The organism is Amycolatopsis sp. NPDC028719, assembly GCF_055565395.1.
In genome coordinates, this window is record NZ_JBVHUL010000003.1 from 741395 (window position 1) to 766263 (window position 24869).

Below are 24869 nucleotides of genomic sequence, written 5' to 3' on the forward strand. Positions count from 1 at the left end.
AACATTGCGTTACCACCCGAAAGCGGTAACACGCACCTTGGCGCGCGGAAGCCGTCGGGCCGCCCCCACGACGGCCCGGCGACTTCCGCGCACCGCTCTTAACTACGCACAGCTCGCACCCGTGGTTCAACAACTGCCGAGAGTCACATCGCGGGCGCTCGAACGGCTGAGGTTCCACGCCGGCCAGCCATCCGGGGTGTCGCCGGCGAGGACCTGGCGCAGGACGCACGTCCGGAGCGGTTCCGGCAGCCGGGCCGACACCACCGGGACGACGTCGGCGGAGAAGCCCGCCAGGTACCGGTGGTCCAGGGGTTTGCCGGCGGCCGCGCGGTCGAGGTTGGCGTCGGCGATAAGGCGTTCCGGGTCGAGGACGGCGAGCACCAGGAGCGCCGCGGCGGCGGCGCCGATCGCCGCGCGGGGCAGCCACGCCGAGCGGAGCTTGACCAGCGATGCCAGCACCAGCACGAACACCGCGCCGAACCACAGTTCGCAGACCTCGACCAGCAGCCGCAACACCGTGAAGCCGTAGGCCTCCTGGTACGTCCACATGCGACTCAACGCCGACCCGACGAGGACCAGGCTGAGCGCGCTCAAGGCACCCAGCAGGACGCGCTGGCGGAGCCGGTCGGCCTTCGTGACGTTCGGGGCCCAGCGCAGCGCCGCGGACACGATGGCCAGCGTCAGCACGGTGACGGCGCACAGCTGCCAGAACCCGCCGCGGGCGTACTCGGCGGCGGTCAGGTTACTGGTGCGCAGGACGTACTCGGTGCCACCGAACAGCACGACGAGCCGGACGGCGACGAACACGCTGAACAGCAGGACGAGAACGGTGAGGGGGACCGTCCATTCGAGACCGTACTTCGTCCGGTATGGACGGTTCAGGTCTGCGCGACGCGCTGGGGCGGCGAGGAAGTAGCAGGCTCCGGTGACGAGCAGTGCCGCGACGACGAACACGCAACACCAGCGGACGAGGACGTCGACGCTGAGGTCGGGGATGACAGCGTTGACCACAGCGGCGAAGGCGGCGTCGGCGCTGGCGAGCAGCGGCACGAAGACGGCGACGAGCGCGGCGGTGGCCAGCACGGCGAGGCCGATCCGCCGGGCGACCCCGTCGCGGCGGGCGGTGAAGCGTCCCAGCCCGCGGCCGGCCCACGGAACGGCACGAAGGGCTTCCAGGGGGACGGCGAGCATGTCGTAGAGGATGGAGTTGACGGTCCGCTTCCCCACGACAGCGAGCGAACCGGTGACGACGGCCCCGAGCACGCAGAGGACGAACAGCCACCCGGACGCCCGCACGGCGCCCATCCCGAGCAGGGCGAGGGTGAGGACGGCCCACCCGGCGTTGCCCCAGGTCAAGGAACTGGCGCCCGCCGCCGACCGCCGATCGGCCAGGAAGACGGCAACAGCGACGGCCAGCCCGGCCAGCAGCCACCCGACCCCGGGCCGGTCGACGGGCAAGACGAGCGCGGCAACAACCCCGGCCAGCCCGGCAGCGGGCAGCACGGCGGGCGGCAGCGCAACGACGGCGGACTTCGGCGGCGGAATCGGCCGCATGAGGACCGGAGGAGCGGCCACGGCAACCCCGCCGGCTCGAGCTTCCGCTGCTACCCCAGGTGAAGCGTCCGCGACGCCGCCGGCATACACCCCATCGCCGACCGGCCCCGAGGGCCCGGCCGCCCCGGCTCGCCGGGCACCGTCGCCGCGTGTCCCGCCGCCCGCCGCCTCCAAAGCGGCTCGGGCCGAAGACGCTCTGGTAAATCCGCCGGCTGCAGCTACAGGTGAAGCCGCCCCCGAACCACCTCCCGCCGACCGCTTGCCCCGCGGCACCCGCTTGTCCGCACCCGAATCCCCGGGCTCATCGATCCTGCTCTTCGGCATCGTCCTCAGCTCTCGTTCACGTTCGCAAATGTCCTCGCCCGCACCACCCGCCGCGCCAGTTCCCGAGCCGGCGGACCCAACACCCCGAAGCCCAAAGGTCTTGAATGAGTCATTCAAGACACCGGGACCCACCCGGAAGTCAACCCGTCGGCAGCGTCACCCGGATCCGGCTCCCGACCCCCGCCGAGGGCTCCACCACCCCGATCGTCCCGCCGTGCAGCTCCACCGCCCACCGCGCGATCGCCAGACCGAGCCCCGTTCCCCCGCCGGACGGCCGCTCCCCTCGCGTGAACCGCTCGAACACCCGCTCCCGGTCGGCCGGCGCGACCCCCGGCCCCTCGTCGCACACGTCGATGCGGATCTCGCCCGGGCGGACCTCGGCCAGCACCTGCACCGACCCGCCCGCCGGGCCGTGGCGGGCCGCGTTCTCCAGCAGGTTCGCCACCACCTGGAACAGCCGCCCGCGGTCGGCGACCACCACCGCGTCCGCCGGCGAGACCGACACCTCGAACGTCACCCCGCGCACCAGCGCCGCCTCGGAAACCGCCTCCGACAGCAGCGAAGCCAGCGGAAACGACGTCTTGTGCAGCGGAATCGCCCCCGCGTCGAGCCGCGAGAGGTCCAGCAGCTCGTCCACCAGCGTCGCCAGCCGCTCGGTCTGCTGCAGCGCCGTCTTCAACGTCGCCGGGTCCGGGTCCTCGACGCCGTCGACCAGGTTCTCCAGCACCCCGCTCAACGCCGTGATCGGCGTCCGCAGCTCGTGGGACACGTTCGCGATCAGCTCGCGACGCTGCCGGTCCGCGTCGCCGAGGTCGCCGGCCATCTGGTTGAACGCCTGCGCCAGCTCACCCACCTCGTCCCGGGTGGTGGCGCGGACGCGGCGCGTGTAGTCGCCCTTCGCCATCGCCCGCACCGCGCCCGTCATCTCGCGCAGCGGCCGCGTCATCCCGTGCGCCAGCACCTGCGACAACACCAGCGCCAGCACCATCGCCGTGATCGTCGTCTTGGGCGGCAGCCAGCCGATCTGCCAGTTGAAGAACGCGAACGCGACCCCACCGGACGCGACCATCAGGATCGCCAGCTTCAGCTTGATCGACCGAATCCCGTCCAGCGGCCGCGGCAGCAGCTCGACCACCCGGATCAGCAGAGTCTTCACGATCCCGCCTCCAGCGCGTACCCGACGCCGTGCACCGTCCGGATGAGGTCCGCGCCGAGCTTGCGCCGCAGCGCCTTGATGTGGCTGTCCACCGCCCGCGTGCCCGCGGACGTGCCGTGGACGTCCCAGTCCCACACCTCCGACAGCAGCCGTTCCCGCGGTTGCACCACCCGCGGCCGCCGCGCGAAGTGCACCAGCAGGTCGAACTCGATCGGCGTCAGCTGCGCCGCGACGCCGGCCCGCGCGACGCGCCGCTCGTCGACGTCGATCTCCAGGTCGCCGAGCACGATCCGCGCGTGCGAATCGGACCGGGACGAGCGCTCGACCCGCCTCAGCAGCGCGTGCACCCGGGCCGTGAGCACCCGCATCGAGAACGGCTTCGTGAGGTAGTCGTCGGCGCCGACCCCCAGCCCCACCAGCATGTCCGTCTCGTCGGCGCGCGCGGTCAGCATGAGGACCGGCACCGGGCGGCGCCCCTGGATCCGGCGGCAGACCTCCAGGCCGTCGAACCCCGGGAGCATGACGTCCAGCACGACCAGATCCGGCTCCGCCGAGGTGTCCGCTTCGACCGCGGCCGGCCCGTCGTGGGCGACGTCCACGCTGAACCCTTCGGCCCGCAGCCGGGCCGCGATCGACGCGGCGATCGTGACGTCGTCCTCGACGACGAGCACTCGCCGCACTCCTGGTTCCATGAGGACGACCTTAGGGATCGGCGGTGGAGAGGGTCCGCGTGAAGTGTGGAGATCCTGTGGAGACGTTTCCGCCGTTTTGCCGGTTCGTGACGGCGAGATGTGTGACGCAGGTCATGCACCCCGGCACCGTTCGCGCAATCGACAGTCTGCACTCCTGATCAGGGAAGAGTGAACAGTCTGCCGTTGCCCCGGCCGCGACCCGGCGAGCAGGATTCCGCAATGGCGCCGACACCCGCAGACCAGCGCGTGCACGACGACGGCCGGGTCGAGCTGAACCCCGCCGACGTCGGGTCTCTCGAAGGCAGCCGGTTCTTCAACGAAGAACTGGCCCCCGTCGCGATCGAAAAACGAACCTGGACCACCTACAACTACTTCGCGCTCTGGATGGGGATGGCCCACAACATCCCCAGCTACGCACTGGCCGCGTCGCTGATCGCGCTCGGCATGAACTGGGTGCAGGCGCTGCTCACCATCACGATCGGCAACCTGGTCGTGCTGGCGCCGATGCTGCTCAACAGCCACGCGGGCACGAAGTACGGCATCCCGTTCCCGGTGTTCGCCCGCGCGTTCTACGGCCTGCGCGGCGCCAACCTGGCCGCCCTGCTGCGGGCGTTCATCGCGTGCGGCTGGTTCGGCATCCAGACCTGGGTCGGCGGCGAGGCCATCTACGTCATCCTCGGGCGGCTGCTCGGCTCGTGGTGGCGCGACGCCCCGGAGATCGCCGGCCAGCACTGGACGCTCTGGCTGTCCTTCGTGGTCTTCTGGATCGGCCAGATGCTGATCATCTGGCGCGGCATGGAGGCGGTCCGCCGGTTCGAGAACTGGACGGCGCCGCTCGTGTCGGTCGGCTTCCTGATCATGCTGGGGTACGTGCTGGTCAAGGCCGGCGGGTTCGGCCCGATCCTGTCCGACGGCGGCAAGCTCGGCTGGGGCCCGGACTTCTGGAAGGTGTTCGCGCCGTCGCTGATGGCGATGATCGCGTTCTGGTCGACGCTGTCGCTCAACATGCCGGACTTCACCCGCTTCGGCGGCAGCCAGCGCAAGCAGGTCCGCGGGCAGATCCTCGGCCTGCCCACCACGATGACGTTCATCGCGATCGTCGCCATCCTGACGACGTCGGGCGGGCACGTCCTCTACGGCGAGGACATCTGGGACCCCGCTCAGCTGGCCGACCGGTTCTCGAGCCCGATCGTGGTCGTCGTCGCGCTGGTCGCGCTGGTGCTGGCCACGATCTCGGCGAACCTCGCGGCCAACGTCGTCAGCCCGTCCTACGACTTCTCGAACGCCTTCCCGAAGAAGATCACGTTCGCGGTCGGCGGCGGCATCACCGGGGTCATCGGCATCCTCATCCAGCCGTGGCGGCTCTACTCCGACCCGAACATCTACATCTTCGCCTGGCTCGGCTTCTACGGCGGCCTGCTCGGCGCGGTCGCGGGCGTGCTCGTCGCGGGCTACTGGGTGGTCGCCCGCACCAAGCTCAACCTGAAGGATCTCTACACACCCGATGGGGTGTACTGGTTCAGCGGCGGCTGGAACTGGCGCGCGCTGGTCGCGACGCTGGTGGGAGCCGTTCTTTCGGTCGGTGGCGCCTACGGCGGGCCGTTCCCCGCGGACGGGCTCATCCCGTTCCTCAAGCCGCTTTACGACTACAACTGGGTGGTCGGCTTCGTCGGCGCGTTCGTCGTCTTCGCCGCCCTCTCTCTGTCCGCAAACAAGGAGGAAGCCAGTGAGCGTGGTCCGAGCCGCATTGATCCAGCAGCGGTGGACGGGTGACAAGGAGTCCATGATCAAGGCGGCGGTCGACCACATCGCCACCGCCGCTTCGCAGGGCGCCCAGGTCGTCTGCCTGCAGGAGCTGTTCTACGGGCCGTACTTCTGCCAGGTGCAGGACACCGACTACTACTCCTACACCGAAGGCATCCCGGACGGCCCCACCACCAAGCTCATGCAGGAGGTGGCCGAGCGCCACGGCGTCGTGCTGGTCGTGCCGATGTACGAGGTCGAGCAGCCCGGCGTCTACTACAACACCGCCGCGGTGATCGACGCCGACGGCACGTACCTCGGCAAGCACCGCAAGAACCACATCCCGCAGGTCAAGGGCTTCTGGGAGAAGTTCTACTTCCGGCCCGGCAACCTGGGCTACCCGGTGTTCGACACCGCCGTGGGCCGCATCGGCGTCTACATCTGCTACGAGCGGCACTTCCCCGAGGGCTGGCGCGCACTGGGCCTCGCCGGGGCGAAGATCGTGTTCAACCCGTCGGCGACCAGCCGCGGCCTGTCGCAGTACCTGTGGCGGCTCGAGCAGCCGGCGGCCGCGGTGGCGAACGAGTACTTCGTCGGCGCGATCAACCGCGTCGGCAAGGAACCGCTGGGCGACAACGACTTCTACGGCCAGACGTACTTCGCCGACCCGCGCGGGCAGCTGATCGGCGACGCCGCGTCCGACACCGACGACGAGGTCGTCGTGCGCGACCTCGACATGGCGCAGCTCGACGAGGTCCGGGACCTGTGGGCGTTCTACCGCGACCGCCGGCCGGACACCTACGGCCCCCTCACGGAGGCCTGATGACCACCCTCATCCAGGGCGGGCAGGTCCTTTCGCCTTCGGGCGGGCTCCTGGCGGACGTCCTCGTCGACGGCGAGACCATCGCCGCCGTCGGGGCGCCCGGGACGCTGACCGGCGACGAGACGATCGACGCCACCGGCAAGTACGTGCTGCCCGGCGGCATCGACGCGCACACGCACATGGAGATGCCGTTCGGCGGCACCCATTCGGTCGACACGTTCTCGACCGGCACCACGGCCGCGGCGTGGGGTGGCACGACGACGATCATCGACTTCGCCGTGCAGGCCAAGGGCGCGTCCCTGTTGTCCACTTTGGACAAATGGCACGCGAAGGCCGACGGCAACTGCGCCATCGACTACGGCTTCCACATGATCGTCTCCGACGTCAACGACCAGTCGTTGAAGGAGATGGAAGCCTGCATCGACGGCGGGGTCGGCAGCTTCAAGATGTTCATGGCCTACCCGGGGGTGTTCTACTCCACGGACGGGGAAATCCTGCTGGCGATGCAGAAAGCGCGCGAAATCGGCGCTACGATCATGATGCACGCGGAGAACGGCATCGCGATCGACCAGCTGGCGGCGCAGGCCGTGGCCGCGGGCAACACCGACCCGGTGCAGCACGGCCTCACGCGGCCGCCGGAACTGGAAGGAGAAGCGACGTCGCGGGCGATCCAGCTCGCGAAGGTGACCGGATCGCCGTTGTACATCGTGCACCTGTCGGCGTCGCAAGCGCTGGCGGCGGTGGCGGAAGCACGCAACGACGGTCAGAACGTCTTCGCGGAGACCTGCCCGCAATACCTCTACCTGTCCATTGAGGACTTGGCGAAGCCGGACTTCGAGGGCGCGAAGTACGTCGCTTCGCCACCACTGCGGGAGAAGTCGCACCAGGCCGACCTGTGGCGCGGGCTCCGGACCAACGACCTGTCCGTGGTGTCCACCGACCACTGCCCCTTCTGTTTCAAGGACCAGAAGGAGCTGGGCCGCGGCGACTTCCGGGCCATCCCGAACGGCATGCCGGGTGTCGAGCACCGGATGGATCTGCTGCACCAGGGCGTCGTCGCGGGTCAGCTGACGCTCGGGCGCTGGGTCGAGACGTGCTCGGCGACGCCGGCGCGGATGTTCGGCCTGTACCCGCGCAAGGGCGTCATCGCGGCGGGTTCGGACGCGGACATCGTCATCTACGACCCGGCGGCCACCCAGACGCTGTCCGCCGAGACACACCACATGAACGTGGACTACTCGGCGTACGAAGGATTCGAGATCACCGGCCGCGTGCACACGGTGCTTTCACGCGGGCGCGTCGTCGTGTCGCCCGAGGGATTCACCGGGTCGACGTCACACGGCAAGTTCCTGTCCCGCTCGCTGAACCAGTACCTGAACTAGGAGCGGGCATGGACTTCGGGATCGTGCTGCAGACGGACCCGCCCGCGCGGGACGTCGTGCGGCTCATGAAGGACGCCGAGGACGCCGGGTTCCGCTACGGCTGGACGTTCGACTCCTGCGTGCTGTGGCAGGAACCGTTCGTCATCTACTCGGCGATCCTCGCCGCGACGTCGTCGCTGGTCGTGGGGCCGATGGTGACCAGCCCCGGGACGCGCGACTGGTCGGTGATGGCGTCCACGTTCGCCACGCTCAACGACATGTACGGCAACCGGACGGTCTGCGGCATCGGCCGCGGCGACTCGGCGCACCGCGTCGTCGGGAAGCCACCGTCCACTTTGGCCACCGTCCGCGACTGCATGCGCGTCGTGAAGGACCTCGCCGAAGGCCGCGCGGTGACGATGAACGAGACGACCGTGCAAATCCCGTGGATCCGCAACGGCCGGCTCGAGATGTGGATGGCCGGCTACGGGCCCAAGGCGCTGAAGACGGTCGGCGAGCACGCCGACGGCTTCATCCTGCAGTGCGCCGACCCGGCGATCGCACGCTGGACGATCGGCGCGGTCCGCGACGCGGCACGGGCGGCCGGGCGCGACCCGGGCGGCATCACGATCTGCGTCGCGGCCCCGGCGTACGTCGGCGAAGACGTGGCGCACCAGCGCGAACAGCTGCGCTGGTTCGGCGGGATGGTCGGCAACCACGTCGCGGACCTCGTGGCGCGCTACGGCTCCACGGGCGCGGTGCCGCGGGAGCTGACCGACTACATCCGCGAGCGGGAGGGCTACGACTACAGCCACCACGGCAAAGCGGGCAACCCGTCGACGGAGTTCGTCCCGGACGAGATCGTCGACCGGTTCTGCCTGCTGGGCCCGGCGTCGGCGCACGTCGAACGGTTGCAGGAGCTGGCGGAGCTGGGCGTGGACCAGTTCTCCCTGTACCTGATGCACGACGACCGCGAGGCGACGCTGGCGTCCTACGGGTCGCAGATCATCCCGAAGCTCACCGCGTAGGGCCTGCCCTACCCCGGTTCCGGGGGTGTGCACCAGCGCGCCCCCGGCTCCGGCGGCGGGACGATCACGGCCATGAATTCTCCGAAACTCCGTGCTGCGCTGGCTCTGGGGGCCGTCGCGAGCGCGGTCGCCTTGAGTGCGCCCGCGGCCGCGGCGAGCCCCGCCGGAATCGTCTGGGAAGACACCTGCCAAGCCGGCTACCAGTGCGGCCACCTCGACGTTCCGATGTCCTACCAGGACTCCTCCGCCGGCACCGTGTCCCTCGCCGTCGGCCGGTTGCCCGCTACCGACCAGGCCCACAAGCTGGGCACCGTCTTCTACAACCCCGGCGGTCCCGGCTCGTCCGGCCGGTTCGCCCCCGCGTTGACGCCGGAGCTGCACCGGCGCTTCGACATCGTCGGGTTCGACCCGCGCGGCGTCGGCGCGAGCTCGAAGATCCACTGCTTCACCGATCCCTCGCAGATCGAGGTGCTGCAACGCGCGCTCGGCACGTTCCCGCTGACCCGCGAGGCCGAACAGCGGCAGATCGCGGACACCAAGACCGTCACCGACCTGTGCGAGCAGAACGCGGGCCCGTTGGCGAACCACCTCTCGACCGGCACGGTCGCCCGTGACCTCGACCGGCTGCGGGCGGCGTTCGGCGAGCCGAAGCTGCGGTTCTACGGCAAGTCGTACGGCACCTACGTCGGTGAGACCTACGCCAACCTGTTCCCCGCCCGCGTCGGCTCGCTCGCCCTCGACGCCGTCGACGACCCGATGCGCTGGGCGACCGGTCCCGGCCCGATGAGCTACCGCCTGCGCGGCTACGAAGACGGCCCCCGCGCTCTCCAGTCCTTTTTGGACGCCTGCGCGTCGCGCTGCACCTTCGACTACGACGCGATCCTGGACCGGCTCGAAGCCGGTCCCATCACCGTGACAGACACGGCCGGGAAGCAGGTCGTCGTCACCTACCAGAACGCGATCGCCACGATCCACAACTACCTGACCGACGCCCAGGCGGCACCGCAGCTGGCGGCCTTCCTGCGGGCGCTGGCGGACCCGGCCGACCGGGCACCAGCGCAGAACGGCGGCCCGCCGGACATCGACTCGCTGCTGGGCGGCGGCGCGACCCTCTGCTCGGACGCGGCCAACCCCCGCGATCCCGCCGTGTGGTGGGACTACGCCCGCAGCGCCGACCAGGTCGGCCGGGGCTTCGGGCCGTACGACGTCTACAAGACGCTGCCGTGCGCGACGTGGGACGTCTCGGACACCGGCCGCTACACCGGGCCGTGGAACCGGCCGACGGCACCGATCCTGCTCCTCGCCAACCGACAGGGCGACCTGGAGACGCCGTACGCCGGGGCGCAGCGGACCGAGAAGCTGCTGGCCAACGCCCACCTGCTGAGCCTCGACACGTACGGCCACGGTTCCCGCGGCAAGAGCGCCTGCGTGGACGCCGCCCTCGACCGCTACTTCGTCGCCGGCTCGGTGCCCGACCGGGGCGCGCTCTGCGCTCCGGACCATGGTCCCTTCGGCTGAAGCCGCTTCGGGGAAGAGGCACCGGTTCCGCGGGAAACCCTTTACTGTCAACGTACTCGTTTTCGGTGAACTTCTCCCACGCTCGATCGGGCGGCCGCTAGGGTGGCCCGGTGACGCAGCCGCCTCCGGGATTCGACCGCACGCTCCTCCTCCGCGACGGCCGCCGGGTGTGGGTCCGCCCGCTGACCCCGCAGGACGCGCCGGAGCTGGGCGAAGCCATCCGCAACGCGGATCCGGAGACCCTGCGCAGACGCTTTTGCGGCTCGGCTCCCCGAGTGACCCCCCAGTTGCTGGAGCGGCTGACGGTGCTGGACTACGAACGCCGGTTCGCCCTGGTGGCCCGGTGTTCGGAGGGCCCGGGGGTGGCGGTCGCCCGCTACGAGGCGACGGGCAGGCGGATGGCGGAGGTGGCGATAGCGGTGGCCCCGGCATGGCGCCGCGTCGGGCTGGCCTCGGCGCTGCTGCACATGCTGGGGCTGGCGGCGCTGGAGCGCGGGTTCGAGCGTTTCACAGCGGTGTATTCGGCGGACAACCGTCCGGTGGCGGAGCTGCTGGACTACGCGCGGGGCCGCCGGGTGATCGCCGAGGGGGTCGCGGAGGCGGAGGTCCAGCTCCGCGACCACCCCGAAGCGCCACTCGACGACGCTAGACGGAGCTTTTCCTTTTTCCAGCGGAATCCGTAACAGACCGCGCGACCGCACCGATCCAGGCCGGGCACCTCGTTCCCCGCAACAGAACGGCACCGGCATGGACATCGCGGAGCGCGCGCAAGCACTCGCCCTGAAGATCCGCAAGCACAAGGACGGCATCGAGACCGAAGAGGCGACCAAGAACGCCTTCGTGATGCCGTTCATCAGCACTGTCCTCGGTTACGACGTGTTCAACCCGGCCGAGGTGATCCCCGAGTTCACCGCCGACGTGGGCACCAAGCGGGGCGAGAAGATCGACTACGCGATCGTGCACGACGGTCAGGTGCAGGTGCTCGTCGAAGCCAAGAAGATCAACGACCCGCTGCGGATCGAGCACGCTTCCCAGCTCTTCCGCTACTTCGCCGTCACGAACGCCCGGATCGCCGTCCTGACGAACGGCCAGGTGTACGAGTTCTACACCGACCTCGACGCGCCGAACCGGATGGACGCCAAGCCGTTCCTCGTGCTGGACTTCGCCGACATCGACGAGACCCTGCTGCCCGAACTGGCCAAACTCACGAAGGAGTCCTTCGACCTCGATTCGGTCATCAGCGCCGCGGGCGAGCTGAAGTACATCGGGCAGCTGAAGCGCATCCTCGCGGCGCAGTTCAAGGAACCCGAGGACGAATGGGTCAAGTTCCTGACGTCGCGGGTCTACGAAGGCGCGATCACCCAGCGGGTCCGGGACCAGTTCGGCCCGCTGGTGGTCAAGGCGACCCGCCAGTTCCTGAACGAGCAGGTCAACGACCGGTTGAAGAACGCGCTCGGGGCACCGGACTCCTACGTGAGCGTGACGCCGCAGGCCGACCCGGCGGTCACCGAAAGCCCCGGGCGCGAAGACGGCAACGGTGAGCTCGTCACCACCGAAGAGGAGATCGAAGGCTACCGGGTCGTCCGGGCGATCGTCTGCGGCGAAGTGCCGGCGGCGCGAGTGGTCCCGCGGGACACGAAGACCTACTTCGGCGTGCTGCTCGACGACAACAACCGCAAGCCCATCGCGCGGCTGTGGTTCAACCGCTCGAAGAAGTACCTCGGGGTCTTCGACGAGAACAAGGTCGAGACTCGCATCTCGATCGCGAACGTCGAGGAGATCTACGCCCACGCCGACCACCTGCGGCGGACCGTGGCGCGATACCTGACCGCGCCACCGATCGCCAACGAGGAAGCTCAGTCCACCAGCGCCTGATACACCAGCTGCCGCAGCTGCGACCGCAGCCGATAGGTGCTCGACGGCAACAGCTGCGTGTAGAACCCCACCGTCAGGTCCTCATCCGGATCCACCCAGAAAGCCGTCGAAGCTGCCCCACCCCAGGCGAACTCCCCCGCCGACGACAGCGTCCGCGCCTTCACCGGGTCCTCCAGCACCGAAAACCCCAGCCCGAACCCGTGCCCGTCGAACGGCATTTCCGCGAACAGGGGACGTCCGAACTCTTCCAGGTCCACGTGACCCGGCAGGTGGTTGCTCGCCATCAGCGACACCGTTCGCGGCGACAGCAACCGCACGCCGTCCAGCTCGCCGCCGCGGAGGAGCATCTCCGTGAAACGCCAGTAGTCCGAGGCCGACGACACCAGCCCGCCGCCGCCGGACAGGCAATCCGGAGGCGCGGCCCCCAGCCGGCCGAACGCGTCATTGCGCGTAGCACGGCCCGTAGCGGGATCAGGCACGTAAAGCGCGGCCAAGCGGGAAGGAGAAGACGCCACGAACCCCGTGTCCGCCATGCCCAGCGGCGTGAAGATCCGCGACGAGAAAAACTCGTCCAGAGCCTGACCCGAAACCACCTCGACCAGCCGCCCCAGGACGTCCGTCGCGATCGAGTAGTTCCACTCCGTGCCCGGCTGGAACAGCAGCGGCAGCGACGCCCACCGCTCCGAACACGCGGCCAGGTCGAGGCCCGGCGGCGTCCCCCACTCGAACCCGGCCGCCCGGTAGATCGCGTCCACGGGGTGGCCGTGGTGGAAGCCGTACGTCAGGCCGGCCGTGTGGGTCAGCAGGTGCCACACGCGGATCGGCTCCGTCGCCGGTTCCGTCAACGGCTTCAACGCCGACCCCTTGACGAACACCCGCGGCGACGCGAACTCCGGCAGCCACCGCGAAATCGGGTCGTCCAGCTCCAGCAGGCCGTCTTCGACGAGCATCATCGCCGCGACCGACGTGATCGGCTTGGTCATCGAGAAGATCCGCCACAGCGTGTCGGTCTCCACCGGGGTGCCCGCTTCGACGTCGCTGTAGCCGCCGCGCCCGACGTGCACGATCCGGCCGTGCCTGCTCACCACCGCGAGCCAGCCCGGTAACCGTCCATCCTCGACGTACCGGTCGAAATGGGTGTCCATCCGGGAAAGCCGGTCCGCGTCGAATCCGGCTTCGGCCGGGTCGACGTCCACCTTGAGGTTCGCCATCCCGCGAGGTTACTTCTCGCGGGCCCGTTCGGCCGCCTTCTCTTCGCGCCAGGCTTCGTCGTTCTTCCCGACGCGCCAGTACCCCGAAATCGACAGCAGGTCACGCCGCACGCCGCGCTCGTCGAGCAGGTACCGCCGCAGGTCGCGGACGAACCCCGCCTCGCCGTGCACGAACGCCTGGACGACGCCCTCGCGCCACGGCAGTTCCCGCACCGCCGCGGCGACGTCGCCACCGGACGCACGGTGCAGCCACGTGATCTGCGCGTCGGCCTTCGTCGTCAGCGGCTGCTGCTCGTCGGCGTTCTCGACCAGGATCACGACCTGCGCCGGGACGCCGGCGGGGAGCGCTTCGAGCGACGCCGCGATGGCCGGCAACGCGCTTTCGTCCCCGGCCAGCAGGTGCCAGTCCGCCTCGGAGCCCGGCGCGTACGCGCCCCCGGGGCCCGACAGCAGCAGCTCGTCCCCCGGCTGGGCGGCGGCCGCCCACGGGCCGGCGATGCCTTCGTCACCGTGGTGGACGAAGTCGAAGACGAGCTCGCCGGCCTGCGGGTCGAACGCCCGGACCGTGTAGGACCGCATGCGCGGCCAGTGCTCCCGCGGCAGCGTGGCCCGGCACCCCTGGACGTCGAACGGCTCCGGGTACTCGACGCCGGGGACCTTGAACAGCACCTTCACGTACGCGTCGGTGAACTCGTTGGGCGTGAAATCGGCGATGCCCTCGCCGCCCGCGACGATCCGGATCATGTGCGGGGTGAGGCGCTCGGTGCGCAGCACCCGCAGCCGCACCGCGGGACGCCCGGACCGACGGGGTGCTTCAGCCATTCGACAACTCCAACAGGGTTCCGGCACTAAGGCTTACCTAACTCAGCCTACGCGCCGGACCGGCCGCCGCCTACTCAGGTGTGGCCAGTTCTTCGAGCATCCGGGCGAAAGCGGCAGCCGTCCGCGCGTGGAACCCGAGGAAGAACCGGTTCGCCAGGGGAACTCCCCAGCGTCCCCAGGTCGCCGCGTTGACCACCCGGTGCTCGACGCGCGCGCCGCCCGGATCGGCCGTCACGCGGTACTCCCCGCGGTACCACCAGCCGCCCTGCACCGCGAGGAACCCGTGTTCGGCGTCGACCTCCGTCCGCATCGGGTAGCCACCCCCGGTCACCCGGCGCCGCACCGCCTCGAACACCTCGGCCGGCGGCCGCGCGACGACCCCCGACACCTCCGCAAGCGCTTTCACCCGCGCGGATCCGAGACGCGCGTGTTCTGGAACGCCGTGATCAGCCACTCGCCGTCCTCCTGCACGAGCACGAAGCTGACGGTCGACTCGCGGCCTTCGTCGGTGGTGTCGGCGCCGCTGACCGACGAGCCACCGCCGACGACGACCACGGCGACGTCGGGGCGGACGAACCGCACCTTCGCCGCCGCGCCGAGCTGCCCGGTCAGCTTGGAGCCCTTCAGCGGCCCCTCGAAGAGGGCGCGGTGCGAGCTTTCGATCCCCTCCCGGCCCGGGAAGTTCAGTCCGAAGAACGTCACGTAGTCGGCGTCCTCGGTGAAGAGCCGGCCGTAGGCGGCGGCATCGGCGGAGTTCCAGGCCTCGGTGAGGCGGTCGAGCACGGCGCGGACGTCGGCTTCGGCGGTGGTCGTGGTCATGAGATCCCCTTACGAACGCTGTTCGTGTTACGAACACCGTTCTACATACGAACGATGTTCGCGTCAAGTACAGTGTTCGCGTGACCGTTCCCCCACCGCCGTGGCGCAGCGCCCCCCGTCGTCGCGCCGCGAAGCCAGCGCTCTCTCAGGAGCTCGTCGTGAAGACGGCGCTGGAGATCCTGGCGAAGGAGGGGCTCGAGGCGGTGACCATGCGACGAGTCGCTCAGGAGCTGGAAACAGGACCCGCGTCGCTCTACGCGCACGTGGCCAACAAGGACGAACTGGCGGAGCTGATGCTCGACGCCGTGCTCGCCGAAGCGCCGATCCCAGACCCGGACCCGGCGCGCTGGGACGAGCAGGTGAAGGAACTCGTCCGCGGCCAGATCCGGGTGATGGTCGCCCACCCCGGGATCGCGCGGGTGGCGTGGGACGTCGCCGTGCCGGTCACGCCGAGCTCGCTGCGGCTGGGCGAGGCCATGCTCGCCCTGCTGCGCGCGGGTGGCCTGACCCTCAAGCAGGCGACGTTCGCGGGCGACGCGCTGGCGCTCTACGCCAAGGCGTACGCCTACGAGGCGAGCGGCTGGACCTGGGGCGACATCGACGAAGCCGAGACGGCGAACCGCGGCGAGCAGATGGTGGCGTACATGCGGTCACTGCCGCCCGAGGCGTTCCCGAACATGCTGCGGATCGGCGAGTTCTTCTCCGCCGAGACCGCCGGCGAACGCCTGGAGTTCGCCCTCGACGTCTACCTCGCCGGTCTGAAGGCCGTGGCCGCAAAGAACTAGGGCCGCAGGACGATCTTGCCGCGCGTGTGCCGCTGCTCCAGCTCGCGATAGGCCTCGCGCACCTCGTCGAGCGGGTAGACGCGCGCGATCGGCACGTCCAGGAGTCCCTTGCCCACCAGCAGGCTCAGCTCGCGCAGCACTTCGGCCGACGCTCCCGCCATGTTGCCTTCGGCCTTCACGTTGTACTTCGCGGCCGCTTCGAAGTCGATGATCGTGTCGATCCGCCCGGGATGGATGCCCAGGTGCAGCGCCAGTTCCACGTAGCCGGAGCCGAAGGTGTCGACGAACGCGTGCACGCCGCCGGGCGCGGCTTCCTTGATCCGCTCGAGAACACCGTCGCCGTAGGACACCGGGATGACGTCCAGCTCGCGCAGCCAGTCGTGGTTCGCTTCCCCGGCCAGGCCGATCACGGTGGCACCGGCCAGCTTCGCGAGCTGGACGGCCAGCGACCCGACGCCGCCGGCGGCACCCGAAACGACGACCGTGTCGCCCTCGCGCGGACACACCGCGGCGGTCGCGGCGTAGGCGGTGGTGCCGGCGACGAACAGGGCGCCCGCGGCCTCCCACGAAACGCCGTCCGGCCGCGGCGTGAGGTCCGACGCCTCCGCCACGACGTAGTCCGCGTGACTGGAGCGCGTGTGCACGAAGCCGATCACCTCGTCGCCGACCGCGATCTCCTCGACGCCCTCGCCGAGCTCCGCGACGACGCCGGCGAAGTCACTGCCCTGGCCGGACGGGAACGTCGCGGGGAAGCGTTCGTGCAGGAAGCCGCGGCGGATGGCGGCCTCGCCCGGGTTGATCCCGGCCGCGCGGACCTCGACGAGCACCTGCCCCCGTCCCGGTGCCGGCCGCTCGACGTCCTCGACCCGGAGGACGTCCACGTCGCCGTACTCGTCGAACCTGATCGCGCGCGCCATGGGGCCTCCTCGAAGTCGTTGCTCGATACAAGCAACGACCGGGTCCCCGGTTTTAATCCCGTCAGCCCGCGAGCCGCCGCCCGACGCAGGGTCGCCTCCGGTGCAGTTCGAACTGGCCGGCGACGCCCGGGTCCTCGAAGCCCGGCGTCAGCCCGCGAGCCGCCGGACCACGCCGTCGGCCAGCAGCCGCCCGCGGTCGGTGAGCACCGCGCGGCCCCGGGAGTCCAAAGCGGACGGATCGAGCAGGCCCTCGGCCGCCGCCGCCCGGGCCTCCGCGAGCCCCGGTTCGTCCAGCACGTCCAGCGGAAGTCCTTCCGCGACGCGCAGTTCGAGCATGATCCGCTCGAGGTGCTGGTCGTCGTCGGTGAGCACCTCGCGCCCACCAGCGGGCGAGTCACCCGCGGCCAGCAGCGCCGCGTAGCGCGCCGGGTGCTTCACGTTCCACCAGCGCACGCCGCCGACGTGGCTGTGCGCGCCCGGCCCGGCGCCCCACCAGTCGTCGCCGCGCCAGTAGCCGAGGTTGTGGCGGCAGCGGGCGGCGTCGGAAGCCGCCCAGTTCGACACCTCGTACCAGCGCAGGCCCGCCGCCGACAGCGTCGCGTCGATCATTTCGTAGTCCGCGGCCAGCACGTCGTCGTCCGGCGCGGGCAGCTCGCCGCGGCGCACCCGGCGGGCCAGCGCCGTGCCCTCCTCGACGATCAGCGCGTACGCCGACACGTGGTCGACGCCCGCGGCCAGCACGGCGTCGAGCGTCGCGAGCAGGTCGTCCGGGCGCTCGCCGGGCGTGCCGTAGATCACGTCGAGGTTCACGTGCTCGAACCCGGCCGCGCGTGCTTCGGCGGCGGCCTGGCCCGGCCGGCCCGGGGTGTGCACGCGATCGAGGATCTTCAGCACGTGCCGCGCGGCCGACTGCATGCCGAGCGAGACCCGCGTGTAGCCGGCTTCGCGGATCCCCGCGAAGAACTCCGGCGACGTCGACTCCGGGTTCGACTCCGTCGTGACCTCGGCGCCCGGGGCGAGCCCGAAGACGTCGCGGACGGCGTCGAGCACCGAACGGAGGCCGTCGGCGCCGAGCAGCGACGGCGTGCCGCCGCCGACGAACACCGTGTCGGCGGCGGGCGGCACGACCAGCACCTTCGCGGCGAGCTCCAGCTCGCGTCGCAGCCCTTCGAGCCAGGACTGGGGTGACGAGTCCGAGTCGAGCTCGCCCGCGGTGTAGGTGTTGAAGTCGCAGTAGCCGCAGCGCGTCGCGCAGAACGGGACGTGCACGTAGACCCCGAACGGCCGGCTGCCGACGCCCTTCAGCGCGCTTTCGGGCAGCGCGAGGTCGGTCGAGGAATCGGGCATTCCCCGATTGTCCCCTACGAAGCCGGGGTGTTCGCCGCCGCCCACTCCGGGTCGACGGGGATCATCTCGATGACGTCCAGCAGCACGCCGTTCGGCTCGGCGACGTAGAAGTGCCGCTGCCCATAGGCCTCATCGACGACCGGCGTGACCAGTTCCACACCCGCGTCGGCGAGCCGCTTCGCCTCGGCGGCCGCGTCCTCGACGACGAGCCCGAACATCAGCCCCGCCGTTTCCGCGGCCCGGTAGCCCGCGGGCACCGACTCGTGGCCGCGCTGGACGAAGCTGATCTCGTAGCCGGGCGTGCCCGCGTTGACGCTGGCGAACCAGTCCAGCTCGACCGTCACCGGCAGCCCGATCACGTCCCGGTAGAAGCGGGTGGTCGCGGCGACGTCGTCGACCAGGTACCCCGCCCCGAATCCCTTGACCTGCATCCCCAGTTCCTCTCCGTCAAATCACTATGCCTGTAGTACTCTAATCACAGTGGTTTGAATCGGGCAAGGAGGATGGGTGCGGCAGAACACCGAACGGCGGACGGCCCTGACGGACGCGGCCATCGAGGTCCTCGCCCGGGACGGCGCGCGCGGGCTCACCTACCGCGCGGTGGACACCGAGGCCGGCGTGCCGCCGGGTACGACGTCGAACTACTTCCGCGACCGCGACCAGCTGCTGGCCGAGGCCGGGGAACGCGTGCACGTCCGGCTGTCGGCGCCGGCGGAGGTGCTGGCCGATCCGCGCGCCGAAGAGCCGTCGACCGGACGGGTCGCCGCCCTGCTCGGCGACCTGATGACCCGGCTGACCACGCGTCGCAGCGCCTACCTCGCCCTGCTCGAACTGCGCCTGGAAGCGAACCGGCGGCCCGGGCTGGCGGCGGCGCTGACCGCGACCGTGCGGGAGAGCTTCGAGCTCAGCGCGGGCTTCCACGAAGCCGCCGGCCTGCCCGGCGGACGCGACGAAGTCCTGCTGCTCTATCTGGCCCTGACCGGCCTGACCGTCGAGCGGTTGACATTGCCCGAAGCGTTCGCCGGGTACTCGGACGCGCAGGTCGTGGGCCTGCTGGTCGACCGCATTCTCCCAGGCGAGTGACCCTTCTCCCACGATCCGGGCACCCCTGGACCACATTGTGGACGCGTGGCACGCTCACGCCGTGACTCATGCCGGTGTTCTCCTCGTGGCCCGCCGCCACGTCGACCTCCTGCGGGTCGCCAGCGCCCTCTGCGCACCCGTTCGCTGACTCCCCGATCGCCACCACCTGCCACGAATTTCGGACAGCCGGCGCCGGAGGAAACCCGCGAGCCGGTGGGTCCTCCGCTGCCACGAAAGCCTCTCGGAGGACGCCGCCATGGCCACGCCCCAGACCCCCGCCCGCCCCGCGCGCGTCAAGCAGAAGCGCGGGGAAGGGCAGTGGGCGCTCGGATACCGGGAGCCGCTGAACCCGAACGAGCGGTCGAAGAAGGACGACCACCCGCTGAACGTGCGGGCGCGGATCGAGAACATCTACGCCCACCGCGGGTTCGACGCGATCGACCCGGGCGACCTGCGCGGCCGCTTCCGCTGGTTCGGCCTCTACACCCAGCGCAAGCCGGGGATCGACGGCGGCCGCACCGCGACGCTGGAGCCCGAAGAGCTCGACGACCGCTACTTCATGCTGCGGGTCCGGCTCGACGGCGGCGTGCTGAGCACCGAGCAGCTCACCGTGCTCGGTGAGATTTCGCAGGCGTACGCGCGCGACACCGCCGACATCACCGACCGGCAGAACATCCAGTACCACTGGATCCGGATCGAAGACGTGCCGAAGATCTGGGCGACGCTCGAGAACGCCGGCATGACGACGATGGAGGCCTGCGGCGACAGCCCGCGCGTCATCCTCGGCTCGCCGGTCGCGGGCATCGCGGCGGACGAGATCATCGACGGCACCCCGGCGATCGACGAGATCAAGCGCCGCTACATCGGCAAGCCGGAGTTCGCGAACCTGCCGCGGAAGTTCAAGACCGCCGTTTCCGGCCAGCCCGACGTGGCGCATGAGATCCACGACGTCGCCTTCGTCGGCGTGAACCACCCGGAGCACGGCCCCGGCTTCGACGTCTGGGTCGGCGGCGGCCTGTCCACCAACCCGATGCTCGGGCAGCGGCTCGGTGCCTGGGTGCCCCTGGACGAGGTGCCGGACGTCTGGGAAGGCGTCATCTCGATCTTCCGCGACTACGGCTACCGGCGGCTGCGCTCGAGGGCGCGGATCAAGTTCCTGGTCAAGGACTGGGGCGCGGAGAAGTTCCGCCAGGTGCTGCAGGACGAGTACCTCAAGCGCGAGCTGATCGACGGCCCGCCGCCGGTCGACCCGGCCGTCCCGATCGACCACGTCGGCGTGCACCCGCAGGTCGACGGCAAGTTCTACGTCGGCGCGGCGCCGATCGCCGGCCGCGTCTCCGGCGGCACGCTGGTCGCCGTGGCCAAGGCCGCCGAGCGGGCCGGCTCGGGCCGGGTCCGCCTCACCCCGCAGCAGAAGCTCGTCGTGCTGGACGTCCCGGAGGAGCAGGTGGCCCCGCTCCAGGCGGAGCTGGCCGAGCTGGGCCTCGAGACGAAGCCGTCGCCGTGGCGGCGCAACGTGATGGCCTGCACCGGCCTGGAGTTCTGCAAGCTCGCCATCGTCGAGACGAAGGCCCGCGCGCAGCAGCTCGTCGCGGACCTGGAGAAGTCCCTCGCGGACATCCAGGACGGCCTCGACACGCCGGTGACCGTGCACCTCAACGGCTGCCCCAACTCCTGCGCGCGGATCCAGACCGCGGACATCGGCCTCAAGGGCCAGATCGTCACCGACGCCGACGGCAACCAGGTCGAAGGCTTCCAGGTGCACCTCGGCGGCGGGCTCGGCCTCGACGCCGGGTTCGGCCGGAAGCTGCGCGGCCACAAGGTGACCGCGTCGGAGCTGACGGGATACGTCGAGCGCGTCGTGCGCAACTACGTCGGCGGGCGTCAACCCGGCGAGCGGTTCGCGCAGTGGGCCGGGCGCGCCGAGGAAAGCGCCCTGCAGTGACTTCCACCGAACGCGCGGTGCCGTACTACTGCCCCTATTGCGGCGATGAGGACCTGCGGCCGGAAGAGAACGGTGGCTGGCTGTGTTCCGGTTGCCGCCGGGTTTTCTCGGTCAAGTTCCTCGGACTGTCCCTTCCGGAGGTGTCCCGATGACCGCCACTGCCGACTACAAGACCCTCGCCGAGCGCGCGTCGAAAGAGCTCGCCGACGCCAGCGCGGAAGAAGCGCTGCGCTGGACCGCCGAAACGTTCGGCGACGACTTCATCGTCGCGTCCAACATGCAGGACGCCGTCCTGATCGACCTCGCCACCAAGGTGAAGTCCGATGTGGACGTTCTCTTCCTGGAGACCGGCTACCACTTCCCGGAAACGATCGGCACGCGCGACGCGGTCGAGGCCGTCTACCCCGGCGTGAAGATCGTGAACGCCCAGGCCGAGCAGAGCGTCGCCGAGCAGGACGCGGAATATGGCGCGAAGCTGCACGACCGCGACCCGACGCTGTGCTGCAACCTGCGCAAGGTCGTGCCGCTGCGCAAGACCCTGGCGAACTACTCGGCGTGGGTCACCGGCGTCCGCCGCGTGGACGCGCCGACCCGCGCGAACACCCCCATCGTCACCTGGGACGACCGCAACGGCCTGGTGAAGGTCAACCCGATCGCGCCGTGGACCGACGACGAGTTCAAGGCCTACATCGCCGAGCACGGGATCTTGGAGAACCCGCTGGTCTCGATCGGTTACCTCTCGATCGGCTGCGCGCCCTGCACGGCTCGCGTCGAGCCGGGCCAGGACCCGCGCAGCGGCCGGTGGGCCGGGCAGAGCAAGACCGAGTGCGGACTGCACGGCTGAGGAAGGGACGCATGACGACCTTGGAGCCCGCGACCGATGCGGCACAGGACAACCTGGCCGCTCTCGAGTCCGAAGCCATCCACATCTTCCGCGAAGTGGCGGGCGAGTTCGACCGGCCGGTGATCCTCTTCTCCGGCGGCAAGGACTCGACGCTGCTGCTGCACCTGGCGATCAAGGCGTTCTGGCCCGCGCCGGTGCCGTTCCCGCTGCTGCACGTCGACACCGGGCACAACTTCGACGAGGTCATCGAGTTCCGCGACCGCGTCGTCGAGCGCCACGGCCTGCGCCTGGTCGTGGCGAAGGTCCAGGACTGGATCGACGACGGGCGCCTCGAAGAGCGCGCCGACGGGATGCGCAACCCGCTGCAGACCACGCCGTTGCTCGACACCATCGCGGAGAACAAGTTCGACGCCGTGTTCGGCGGCGGGCGCCGCGACGAGGAACGCGCCCGGGCGAAGGAGCGGATCTTCAGCCTCCGCAACTCCTTCGGCCAGTGGGAGCCGCGGCGCCAGCGGCCCGAGCTGTGGAACCTCTACAACGGCCGGCACCGCCCGGGCGAGCAGGTCCGCGTCTTCCCGCTGTCCAACTGGACCGAGGCCGACGTCTGGAACTACATCGCCCGCGAGAAGGTCGAGCTGCCGTCGATCTACTACGCGCACCAGCGCGAGGTGTACCTGCGCGACGGGATGTGGCTCGCCGAAGGCCCGTGGGGCGGCCCGCGCCCCGGTGAAGAGGTCCGCGAGCTGACCGTCCGCTACCGGACCGTCGGCGACGGCTCGTGCACCGGGGCGATCGAGTCCACGGCGACCACCGTCGAAGACGTCATCGCCGAGGTGTCGGCGTCACGGCTCACCGAACGTGGCGCCACCCGCGCCGACGACCGGATGTCCGAGGCGGCCATGGAAGACCGCAAGCGTGAGGGGTACTTCTGATGAGTTCGCTGCTTCGCCTGGCCACCGCCGGGAGCGTGGACGACGGGAAGTCCACCCTCGTCGGGCGCCTGCTCTACGACACGAAGTCGGTGCTCGCCGACCAGCTGGACGCCGTCACGCGCGCGTCCGTCGACAAAGGACTGTCCACACCGGACCTGTCGCTGCTCGTCGACGGCCTGCGCTCGGAACGCGAGCAGGGCATCACCATCGACGTCGCCTACCGGTACTTCGCGACGCCGAAGCGATCGTTCGTGCTGGCGGACACCCCGGGGCACGTGCAGTACACGCGCAACACGGTGACCGGCGCGTCCACCGCGCAGCTGGCCGTGCTGCTGGTCGACGCGCGCAAGGGCGTCATCGAGCAGACCCGGCGGCACGCGGCCGTGCTGGCCCTGCTCGGCGTGCCGCAGCTGGTGCTCGCGGTGAACAAGATCGACCTGGTCGGCTACGACGAGGCGACGTTCACGGTGATCGCCGAAGAGTTCGCCGCGCACGCGGAATCCCTCGGCTACGCGCGGGGTTCGGTGCTCGCGATCCCGGTTTCGGCGCTGGAGGGCGACAACGTCGCGACGCGCTCTTCGCGCACGCCGTGGTACAGCGGCCCGAGCCTGCTGGAACACCTCGAGGACGTGCCGGTCGCGCCCGACCCGCACGACCAGGCGCTGCGGTTCCCGGTGCAGTACGTGATCCGGCCGCGCACGCCGGAGTACCCGGACTACCGCGGTTACGCCGGCCAGATCGCCGCGGGCACGGTCCGCGCGGGTGACGAGATCGTCGTGCTGCCCCAAGGCATCCGCAGCCGCGTCGAGCGCATCGACACCGCCGACGGGCCCCTCGACGAAGCCGGCTCCGGGACTTCGGTGACACTGCTGCTCGCCGACGACATCGACATCTCCCGCGGTGACCTCATCGCCGCCGCGGACGCGCCGCCGCGGATCACGGACGAGATCACCGGCACGCTGTGCTGGCTGTCGTCGAAGCCGCTCAAGCCGGGCGCGCGCGTGCTCGTCAAGCACGGCGCCCGCACGGTGCAGGCGCTCGTCGGCGAGCTCCACGCGCGGTTCGACGAGCAGAAGCTGTCCAGTGTGGACTCGCCGCCCTCGTTGGAGCTCAACGACATCGGGCTGGTCACCTTGACCCTGGCCGAAGAGCTGGGCGTCGACGACTACGGCGTCAGCCCGCGCACCGGCGCGTTCCTGGTCATCGACCCGAAGGACGGCGACACCCTCGCCGCGGGCCTGGTGGGTGAGCGCTTCTCGTGACACCACCCCTGGTCGCCGTCGCGCACGGCAGTCGTGACCCCCGCTCGGCCGCGACCGTGCGGGCGCTCGTCGACGTCGTGCGCGCCCAGGCGCCGGGACTCTCGGTGCACGAGTCCTTTCTGGACCTCTCTTCGCCGAACGTGACCGATGTACTGCGGTCGTTGTACGAGGCCGGCCATCGGACGGCGGTCGTGGTGCCGTTGCTGCTCGGGAGCGCGTTCCACGCCCGGGTCGACCTGCCGGCGCTGGTCGGCTCGGTGACGGATTCGTGCCCGGGCTTCCGCGTGGAGGTGTCGGACGTCCTGGGCGCGGACCCGGCTCTGGAGGCGGTGGCGCTCGACCGGCTGGCGGCCGCGCCTCGCCGGGCCGGAACGGGCGTGCTGCTGAGCGCGGTCGGCTCGTCCAACGCCTCGGCGAACGCTGTCGTCGCCTCTCTCGCCGCCCGCTGGGAGGAGCGGCTGGGTGTCCCGGTGAGTGAAGCGTTCGCGTCCGCGACCCAGCCGGACATCCCCGCGGCCGCGGCCCGGTTGCGCTCGCGAGGCGCGCGGCACCTGGTCGTGGCGTCGTGGTTCCTCGCGCCGGGGTTGCTGCCGGACCGCATCGAGCGGCTGGCGCGCGAGGCCGATCCCCGCGCCTTCGTCGCGGCGCCACTGGCCGACGATCCCCGCGTCGCCGACGTCGTCATCAGCCGGTACGCCACCGCGGTGAGCGGACTGCTCCGCCAGTACGCCTGGCCCGGCGCGCTCACGACCGCCAAAAGGTGAGTCTCATTCACATTTGTCGTGACGCTGCGCGCATGGGAACGGTAAATCCTTGACGCGCTAGTTA

The 24869-nt window shown here is 70.4% G+C and carries 26 protein-coding genes; 16 read left to right on the top strand and 10 right to left on the bottom strand.

What is annotated here, in order from left to right; translation table 11 throughout:
* Nucleotides 1-126: 126 nt before the first annotated feature.
* From ACZ4TR_RS17000 to ACZ4TR_RS17010, 3 genes are all read right to left on the bottom strand, one after another.
* The gene (locus tag ACZ4TR_RS17000; protein WP_465287892.1) at nt 127-1575 is read right to left on the bottom strand and encodes a DUF4153 domain-containing protein; all 1449 of its coding nucleotides are present in this window, start codon (nt 1573-1575) and stop codon (nt 127-129) included.
* Between the two features lie 442 nt (nt 1576-2017).
* Entirely contained in the window at nt 2018-3034 is a 1017-nt protein-coding gene (locus ACZ4TR_RS17005) for a HAMP domain-containing sensor histidine kinase (protein WP_364517383.1), read from the bottom strand.
* Nucleotides 3031-3726 (bottom strand): response regulator transcription factor, encoded by a 696-nt coding sequence (locus ACZ4TR_RS17010; RefSeq protein WP_465287893.1) that lies wholly within the window; start codon nt 3724-3726, stop codon nt 3031-3033. Before ACZ4TR_RS17010 ends, ACZ4TR_RS17005 begins: the two co-directional genes overlap by 4 nt.
* Before the next feature lie 219 nt (nt 3727-3945).
* Between ACZ4TR_RS17010 and ACZ4TR_RS17015 the strand changes: the two genes are divergently transcribed.
* From ACZ4TR_RS17015 to ACZ4TR_RS17045, 7 genes are all read left to right on the top strand, one after another.
* Nucleotides 3946-5499 (top strand): NCS1 family nucleobase:cation symporter-1, encoded by a 1554-nt coding sequence (locus ACZ4TR_RS17015; RefSeq protein WP_465287894.1) that lies wholly within the window; start codon nt 3946-3948, stop codon nt 5497-5499.
* Nucleotides 5500-5509: 10 nt separating this feature from the next.
* Nucleotides 5510-6292, top strand: a complete 783-nt coding sequence (locus ACZ4TR_RS17020) for a nitrilase-related carbon-nitrogen hydrolase (protein WP_286003867.1) — start codon at nt 5510-5512, stop codon at nt 6290-6292.
* Nucleotides 6292-7674: a dihydropyrimidinase gene (hydA, locus tag ACZ4TR_RS17025; RefSeq protein WP_465287895.1), complete on the top strand. Its 1383-nt coding sequence runs from the start codon at nt 6292-6294 to the stop codon at nt 7672-7674. The genes ACZ4TR_RS17020 and hydA overlap by 1 nt, the downstream gene beginning before the upstream one ends.
* A gap of 8 nt (nt 7675-7682) precedes the next feature.
* Complete coding sequence (locus ACZ4TR_RS17030; protein ID WP_465287896.1) at nt 7683-8681, top strand: TIGR03842 family LLM class F420-dependent oxidoreductase; 999 nt, start codon at nt 7683-7685, stop codon at nt 8679-8681.
* A 72-nt stretch (nt 8682-8753) separates the two neighbouring features.
* On the top strand, nt 8754-10199 hold the full coding sequence (locus ACZ4TR_RS17035) for an alpha/beta hydrolase (protein WP_465287897.1): 1446 nt from the start codon (nt 8754-8756) through the stop codon (nt 10197-10199).
* 110 nt (nt 10200-10309) lie between these two features.
* Nucleotides 10310-10882: a GNAT family N-acetyltransferase gene (locus tag ACZ4TR_RS17040; protein WP_465287898.1), complete on the top strand. Its 573-nt coding sequence runs from the start codon at nt 10310-10312 to the stop codon at nt 10880-10882.
* Nucleotides 10883-10946: 64 nt separating this feature from the next.
* On the top strand, nt 10947-12074 hold the full coding sequence (locus ACZ4TR_RS17045; protein ID WP_465287899.1) for a type I restriction endonuclease: 1128 nt from the start codon (nt 10947-10949) through the stop codon (nt 12072-12074).
* Here ACZ4TR_RS17045 and ACZ4TR_RS17050 read toward each other — a convergent pair.
* The 4 genes from ACZ4TR_RS17050 to ACZ4TR_RS17065 all read right to left on the bottom strand — a co-directional run bounded on the left by ACZ4TR_RS17050 (nt 12056) and on the right by ACZ4TR_RS17065 (nt 14926).
* Nucleotides 12056-13285, bottom strand: a complete 1230-nt coding sequence (locus ACZ4TR_RS17050) for a serine hydrolase domain-containing protein (protein WP_465287900.1) — start codon at nt 13283-13285, stop codon at nt 12056-12058. The genes ACZ4TR_RS17045 and ACZ4TR_RS17050 overlap by 19 nt on opposite strands.
* A gap of 9 nt (nt 13286-13294) precedes the next feature.
* Nucleotides 13295-14107 carry a siderophore-interacting protein gene (locus ACZ4TR_RS17055; RefSeq protein ID WP_465287901.1) on the bottom strand — a complete coding sequence of 271 codons (813 nt, stop codon included), beginning with the start codon at nt 14105-14107 and terminating at the stop codon, nt 13295-13297.
* A 70-nt stretch (nt 14108-14177) separates the two neighbouring features.
* Nucleotides 14178-14513 (bottom strand): hypothetical protein, encoded by a 336-nt coding sequence (locus ACZ4TR_RS17060; protein WP_465287902.1) that lies wholly within the window; start codon nt 14511-14513, stop codon nt 14178-14180.
* A complete protein-coding gene (locus ACZ4TR_RS17065) occupies nt 14510-14926 on the bottom strand; it encodes an SgcJ/EcaC family oxidoreductase (RefSeq protein ID WP_465287903.1) in 417 nt (138 codons plus the stop codon). Before ACZ4TR_RS17065 ends, ACZ4TR_RS17060 begins: the two co-directional genes overlap by 4 nt.
* A gap of 158 nt (nt 14927-15084) precedes the next feature.
* Between ACZ4TR_RS17065 and ACZ4TR_RS17070 the strand changes: the two genes are divergently transcribed.
* Nucleotides 15085-15711, top strand: coding sequence for a TetR/AcrR family transcriptional regulator (locus ACZ4TR_RS17070; RefSeq protein WP_465287904.1), 627 nt, complete (start codon nt 15085-15087; stop codon nt 15709-15711).
* Here the strand turns inward: ACZ4TR_RS17070 and ACZ4TR_RS17075 are convergent.
* The 3 genes from ACZ4TR_RS17075 to ACZ4TR_RS17085 form a co-directional block, all read right to left on the bottom strand.
* A complete protein-coding gene (locus ACZ4TR_RS17075) occupies nt 15708-16628 on the bottom strand; it encodes an NADP-dependent oxidoreductase (protein WP_465287905.1) in 921 nt (306 codons plus the stop codon). The genes ACZ4TR_RS17070 and ACZ4TR_RS17075 overlap by 4 nt on opposite strands.
* A 147-nt stretch (nt 16629-16775) precedes the next feature.
* Nucleotides 16776-17975 carry a radical SAM family heme chaperone HemW gene (hemW, locus tag ACZ4TR_RS17080; RefSeq protein ID WP_465287906.1) on the bottom strand — a complete coding sequence of 400 codons (1200 nt, stop codon included), beginning with the start codon at nt 17973-17975 and terminating at the stop codon, nt 16776-16778.
* 14 nt (nt 17976-17989) lie between these two features.
* On the bottom strand, nt 17990-18406 hold the full coding sequence (locus ACZ4TR_RS17085; protein ID WP_465287907.1) for a VOC family protein: 417 nt from the start codon (nt 18404-18406) through the stop codon (nt 17990-17992).
* A gap of 76 nt (nt 18407-18482) precedes the next feature.
* On the opposite strand from ACZ4TR_RS17085, the gene ACZ4TR_RS17090 reads away from it, so the two are divergent.
* From ACZ4TR_RS17090 to ACZ4TR_RS17125, 8 genes are all read left to right on the top strand, one after another.
* Nucleotides 18483-19058: a TetR/AcrR family transcriptional regulator gene (locus tag ACZ4TR_RS17090; RefSeq protein ID WP_364517349.1), complete on the top strand. Its 576-nt coding sequence runs from the start codon at nt 18483-18485 to the stop codon at nt 19056-19058.
* A gap of 61 nt (nt 19059-19119) precedes the next feature.
* Nucleotides 19120-19206: a putative leader peptide gene (locus tag ACZ4TR_RS17095; RefSeq protein WP_368660830.1), complete on the top strand. Its 87-nt coding sequence runs from the start codon at nt 19120-19122 to the stop codon at nt 19204-19206.
* Between the two features lie 108 nt (nt 19207-19314).
* Nucleotides 19315-21003 carry a nitrite/sulfite reductase gene (locus ACZ4TR_RS17100; RefSeq protein ID WP_465287908.1) on the top strand — a complete coding sequence of 563 codons (1689 nt, stop codon included), beginning with the start codon at nt 19315-19317 and terminating at the stop codon, nt 21001-21003.
* Nucleotides 21000-21155, top strand: a complete 156-nt coding sequence (locus ACZ4TR_RS17105; protein ID WP_285480648.1) for an eL43 family ribosomal protein — start codon at nt 21000-21002, stop codon at nt 21153-21155. The genes ACZ4TR_RS17100 and ACZ4TR_RS17105 overlap by 4 nt, the downstream gene beginning before the upstream one ends.
* On the top strand, nt 21152-21847 hold the full coding sequence (locus ACZ4TR_RS17110) for a phosphoadenylyl-sulfate reductase (protein WP_465287909.1): 696 nt from the start codon (nt 21152-21154) through the stop codon (nt 21845-21847). The genes ACZ4TR_RS17105 and ACZ4TR_RS17110 overlap by 4 nt, the downstream gene beginning before the upstream one ends.
* Before the next feature lie 11 nt (nt 21848-21858).
* Nucleotides 21859-22779, top strand: coding sequence for a sulfate adenylyltransferase subunit CysD (gene cysD / locus ACZ4TR_RS17115; RefSeq protein WP_364517339.1), 921 nt, complete (start codon nt 21859-21861; stop codon nt 22777-22779).
* Nucleotides 22779-24041, top strand: a complete 1263-nt coding sequence (locus ACZ4TR_RS17120; protein ID WP_465287910.1) for a sulfate adenylyltransferase subunit 1 — start codon at nt 22779-22781, stop codon at nt 24039-24041. The genes cysD and ACZ4TR_RS17120 overlap by 1 nt, the downstream gene beginning before the upstream one ends.
* Nucleotides 24038-24805: a sirohydrochlorin chelatase gene (locus ACZ4TR_RS17125; RefSeq protein ID WP_465287911.1), complete on the top strand. Its 768-nt coding sequence runs from the start codon at nt 24038-24040 to the stop codon at nt 24803-24805. Before ACZ4TR_RS17120 ends, ACZ4TR_RS17125 begins: the two co-directional genes overlap by 4 nt.
* The last annotated feature ends 64 nt before the right edge of the window (nt 24806-24869 follow it).

What these genes read in the sequence shown, in the direction of transcription:
- ACZ4TR_RS17055 (WP_465287901.1), bottom strand. Translation starts at nt 14,107, where the DNA reads ATGGCTGAAGCACCCCGTCGGTCCGGGCGTCCCGCGGTGCGGCTGCGG.
- ACZ4TR_RS17050 (WP_465287900.1), bottom strand. Translation starts at nt 13,285, where the DNA reads ATGGCGAACCTCAAGGTGGACGTCGACCCGGCCGAAGCCGGATTCGAC.
- ACZ4TR_RS17110 (WP_465287909.1), top strand. Translation starts at nt 21,152, where the DNA reads ATGACCGCCACTGCCGACTACAAGACCCTCGCCGAGCGCGCGTCGAAA.
- ACZ4TR_RS17030 (WP_465287896.1), top strand. Translation starts at nt 7,683, where the DNA reads ATGGACTTCGGGATCGTGCTGCAGACGGACCCGCCCGCGCGGGACGTC.
- hydA (WP_465287895.1), top strand. Translation starts at nt 6,292, where the DNA reads ATGACCACCCTCATCCAGGGCGGGCAGGTCCTTTCGCCTTCGGGCGGG.
- cysD (WP_364517339.1), top strand. Translation starts at nt 21,859, where the DNA reads ATGACGACCTTGGAGCCCGCGACCGATGCGGCACAGGACAACCTGGCC.
- ACZ4TR_RS17020 (WP_286003867.1), top strand. Translation starts at nt 5,510, where the DNA reads ATGATCAAGGCGGCGGTCGACCACATCGCCACCGCCGCTTCGCAGGGC.
- ACZ4TR_RS17085 (WP_465287907.1), bottom strand. Translation starts at nt 18,406, where the DNA reads ATGCAGGTCAAGGGATTCGGGGCGGGGTACCTGGTCGACGACGTCGCC.
- ACZ4TR_RS17075 (WP_465287905.1), bottom strand. Translation starts at nt 16,628, where the DNA reads ATGGCGCGCGCGATCAGGTTCGACGAGTACGGCGACGTGGACGTCCTC.
- ACZ4TR_RS17035 (WP_465287897.1), top strand. Translation starts at nt 8,754, where the DNA reads ATGAATTCTCCGAAACTCCGTGCTGCGCTGGCTCTGGGGGCCGTCGCG.
- hemW (WP_465287906.1), bottom strand. Translation starts at nt 17,975, where the DNA reads ATGCCCGATTCCTCGACCGACCTCGCGCTGCCCGAAAGCGCGCTGAAG.
- ACZ4TR_RS17120 (WP_465287910.1), top strand. Translation starts at nt 22,779, where the DNA reads ATGAGTTCGCTGCTTCGCCTGGCCACCGCCGGGAGCGTGGACGACGGG.
- ACZ4TR_RS17015 (WP_465287894.1), top strand. Translation starts at nt 3,946, where the DNA reads ATGGCGCCGACACCCGCAGACCAGCGCGTGCACGACGACGGCCGGGTC.
- ACZ4TR_RS17010 (WP_465287893.1), bottom strand. Translation starts at nt 3,726, where the DNA reads ATGGAACCAGGAGTGCGGCGAGTGCTCGTCGTCGAGGACGACGTCACG.
- ACZ4TR_RS17065 (WP_465287903.1), bottom strand. Translation starts at nt 14,926, where the DNA reads ATGACCACGACCACCGCCGAAGCCGACGTCCGCGCCGTGCTCGACCGC.
- ACZ4TR_RS17045 (WP_465287899.1), top strand. Translation starts at nt 10,947, where the DNA reads ATGGACATCGCGGAGCGCGCGCAAGCACTCGCCCTGAAGATCCGCAAG.
- ACZ4TR_RS17100 (WP_465287908.1), top strand. Translation starts at nt 19,315, where the DNA reads ATGGCCACGCCCCAGACCCCCGCCCGCCCCGCGCGCGTCAAGCAGAAG.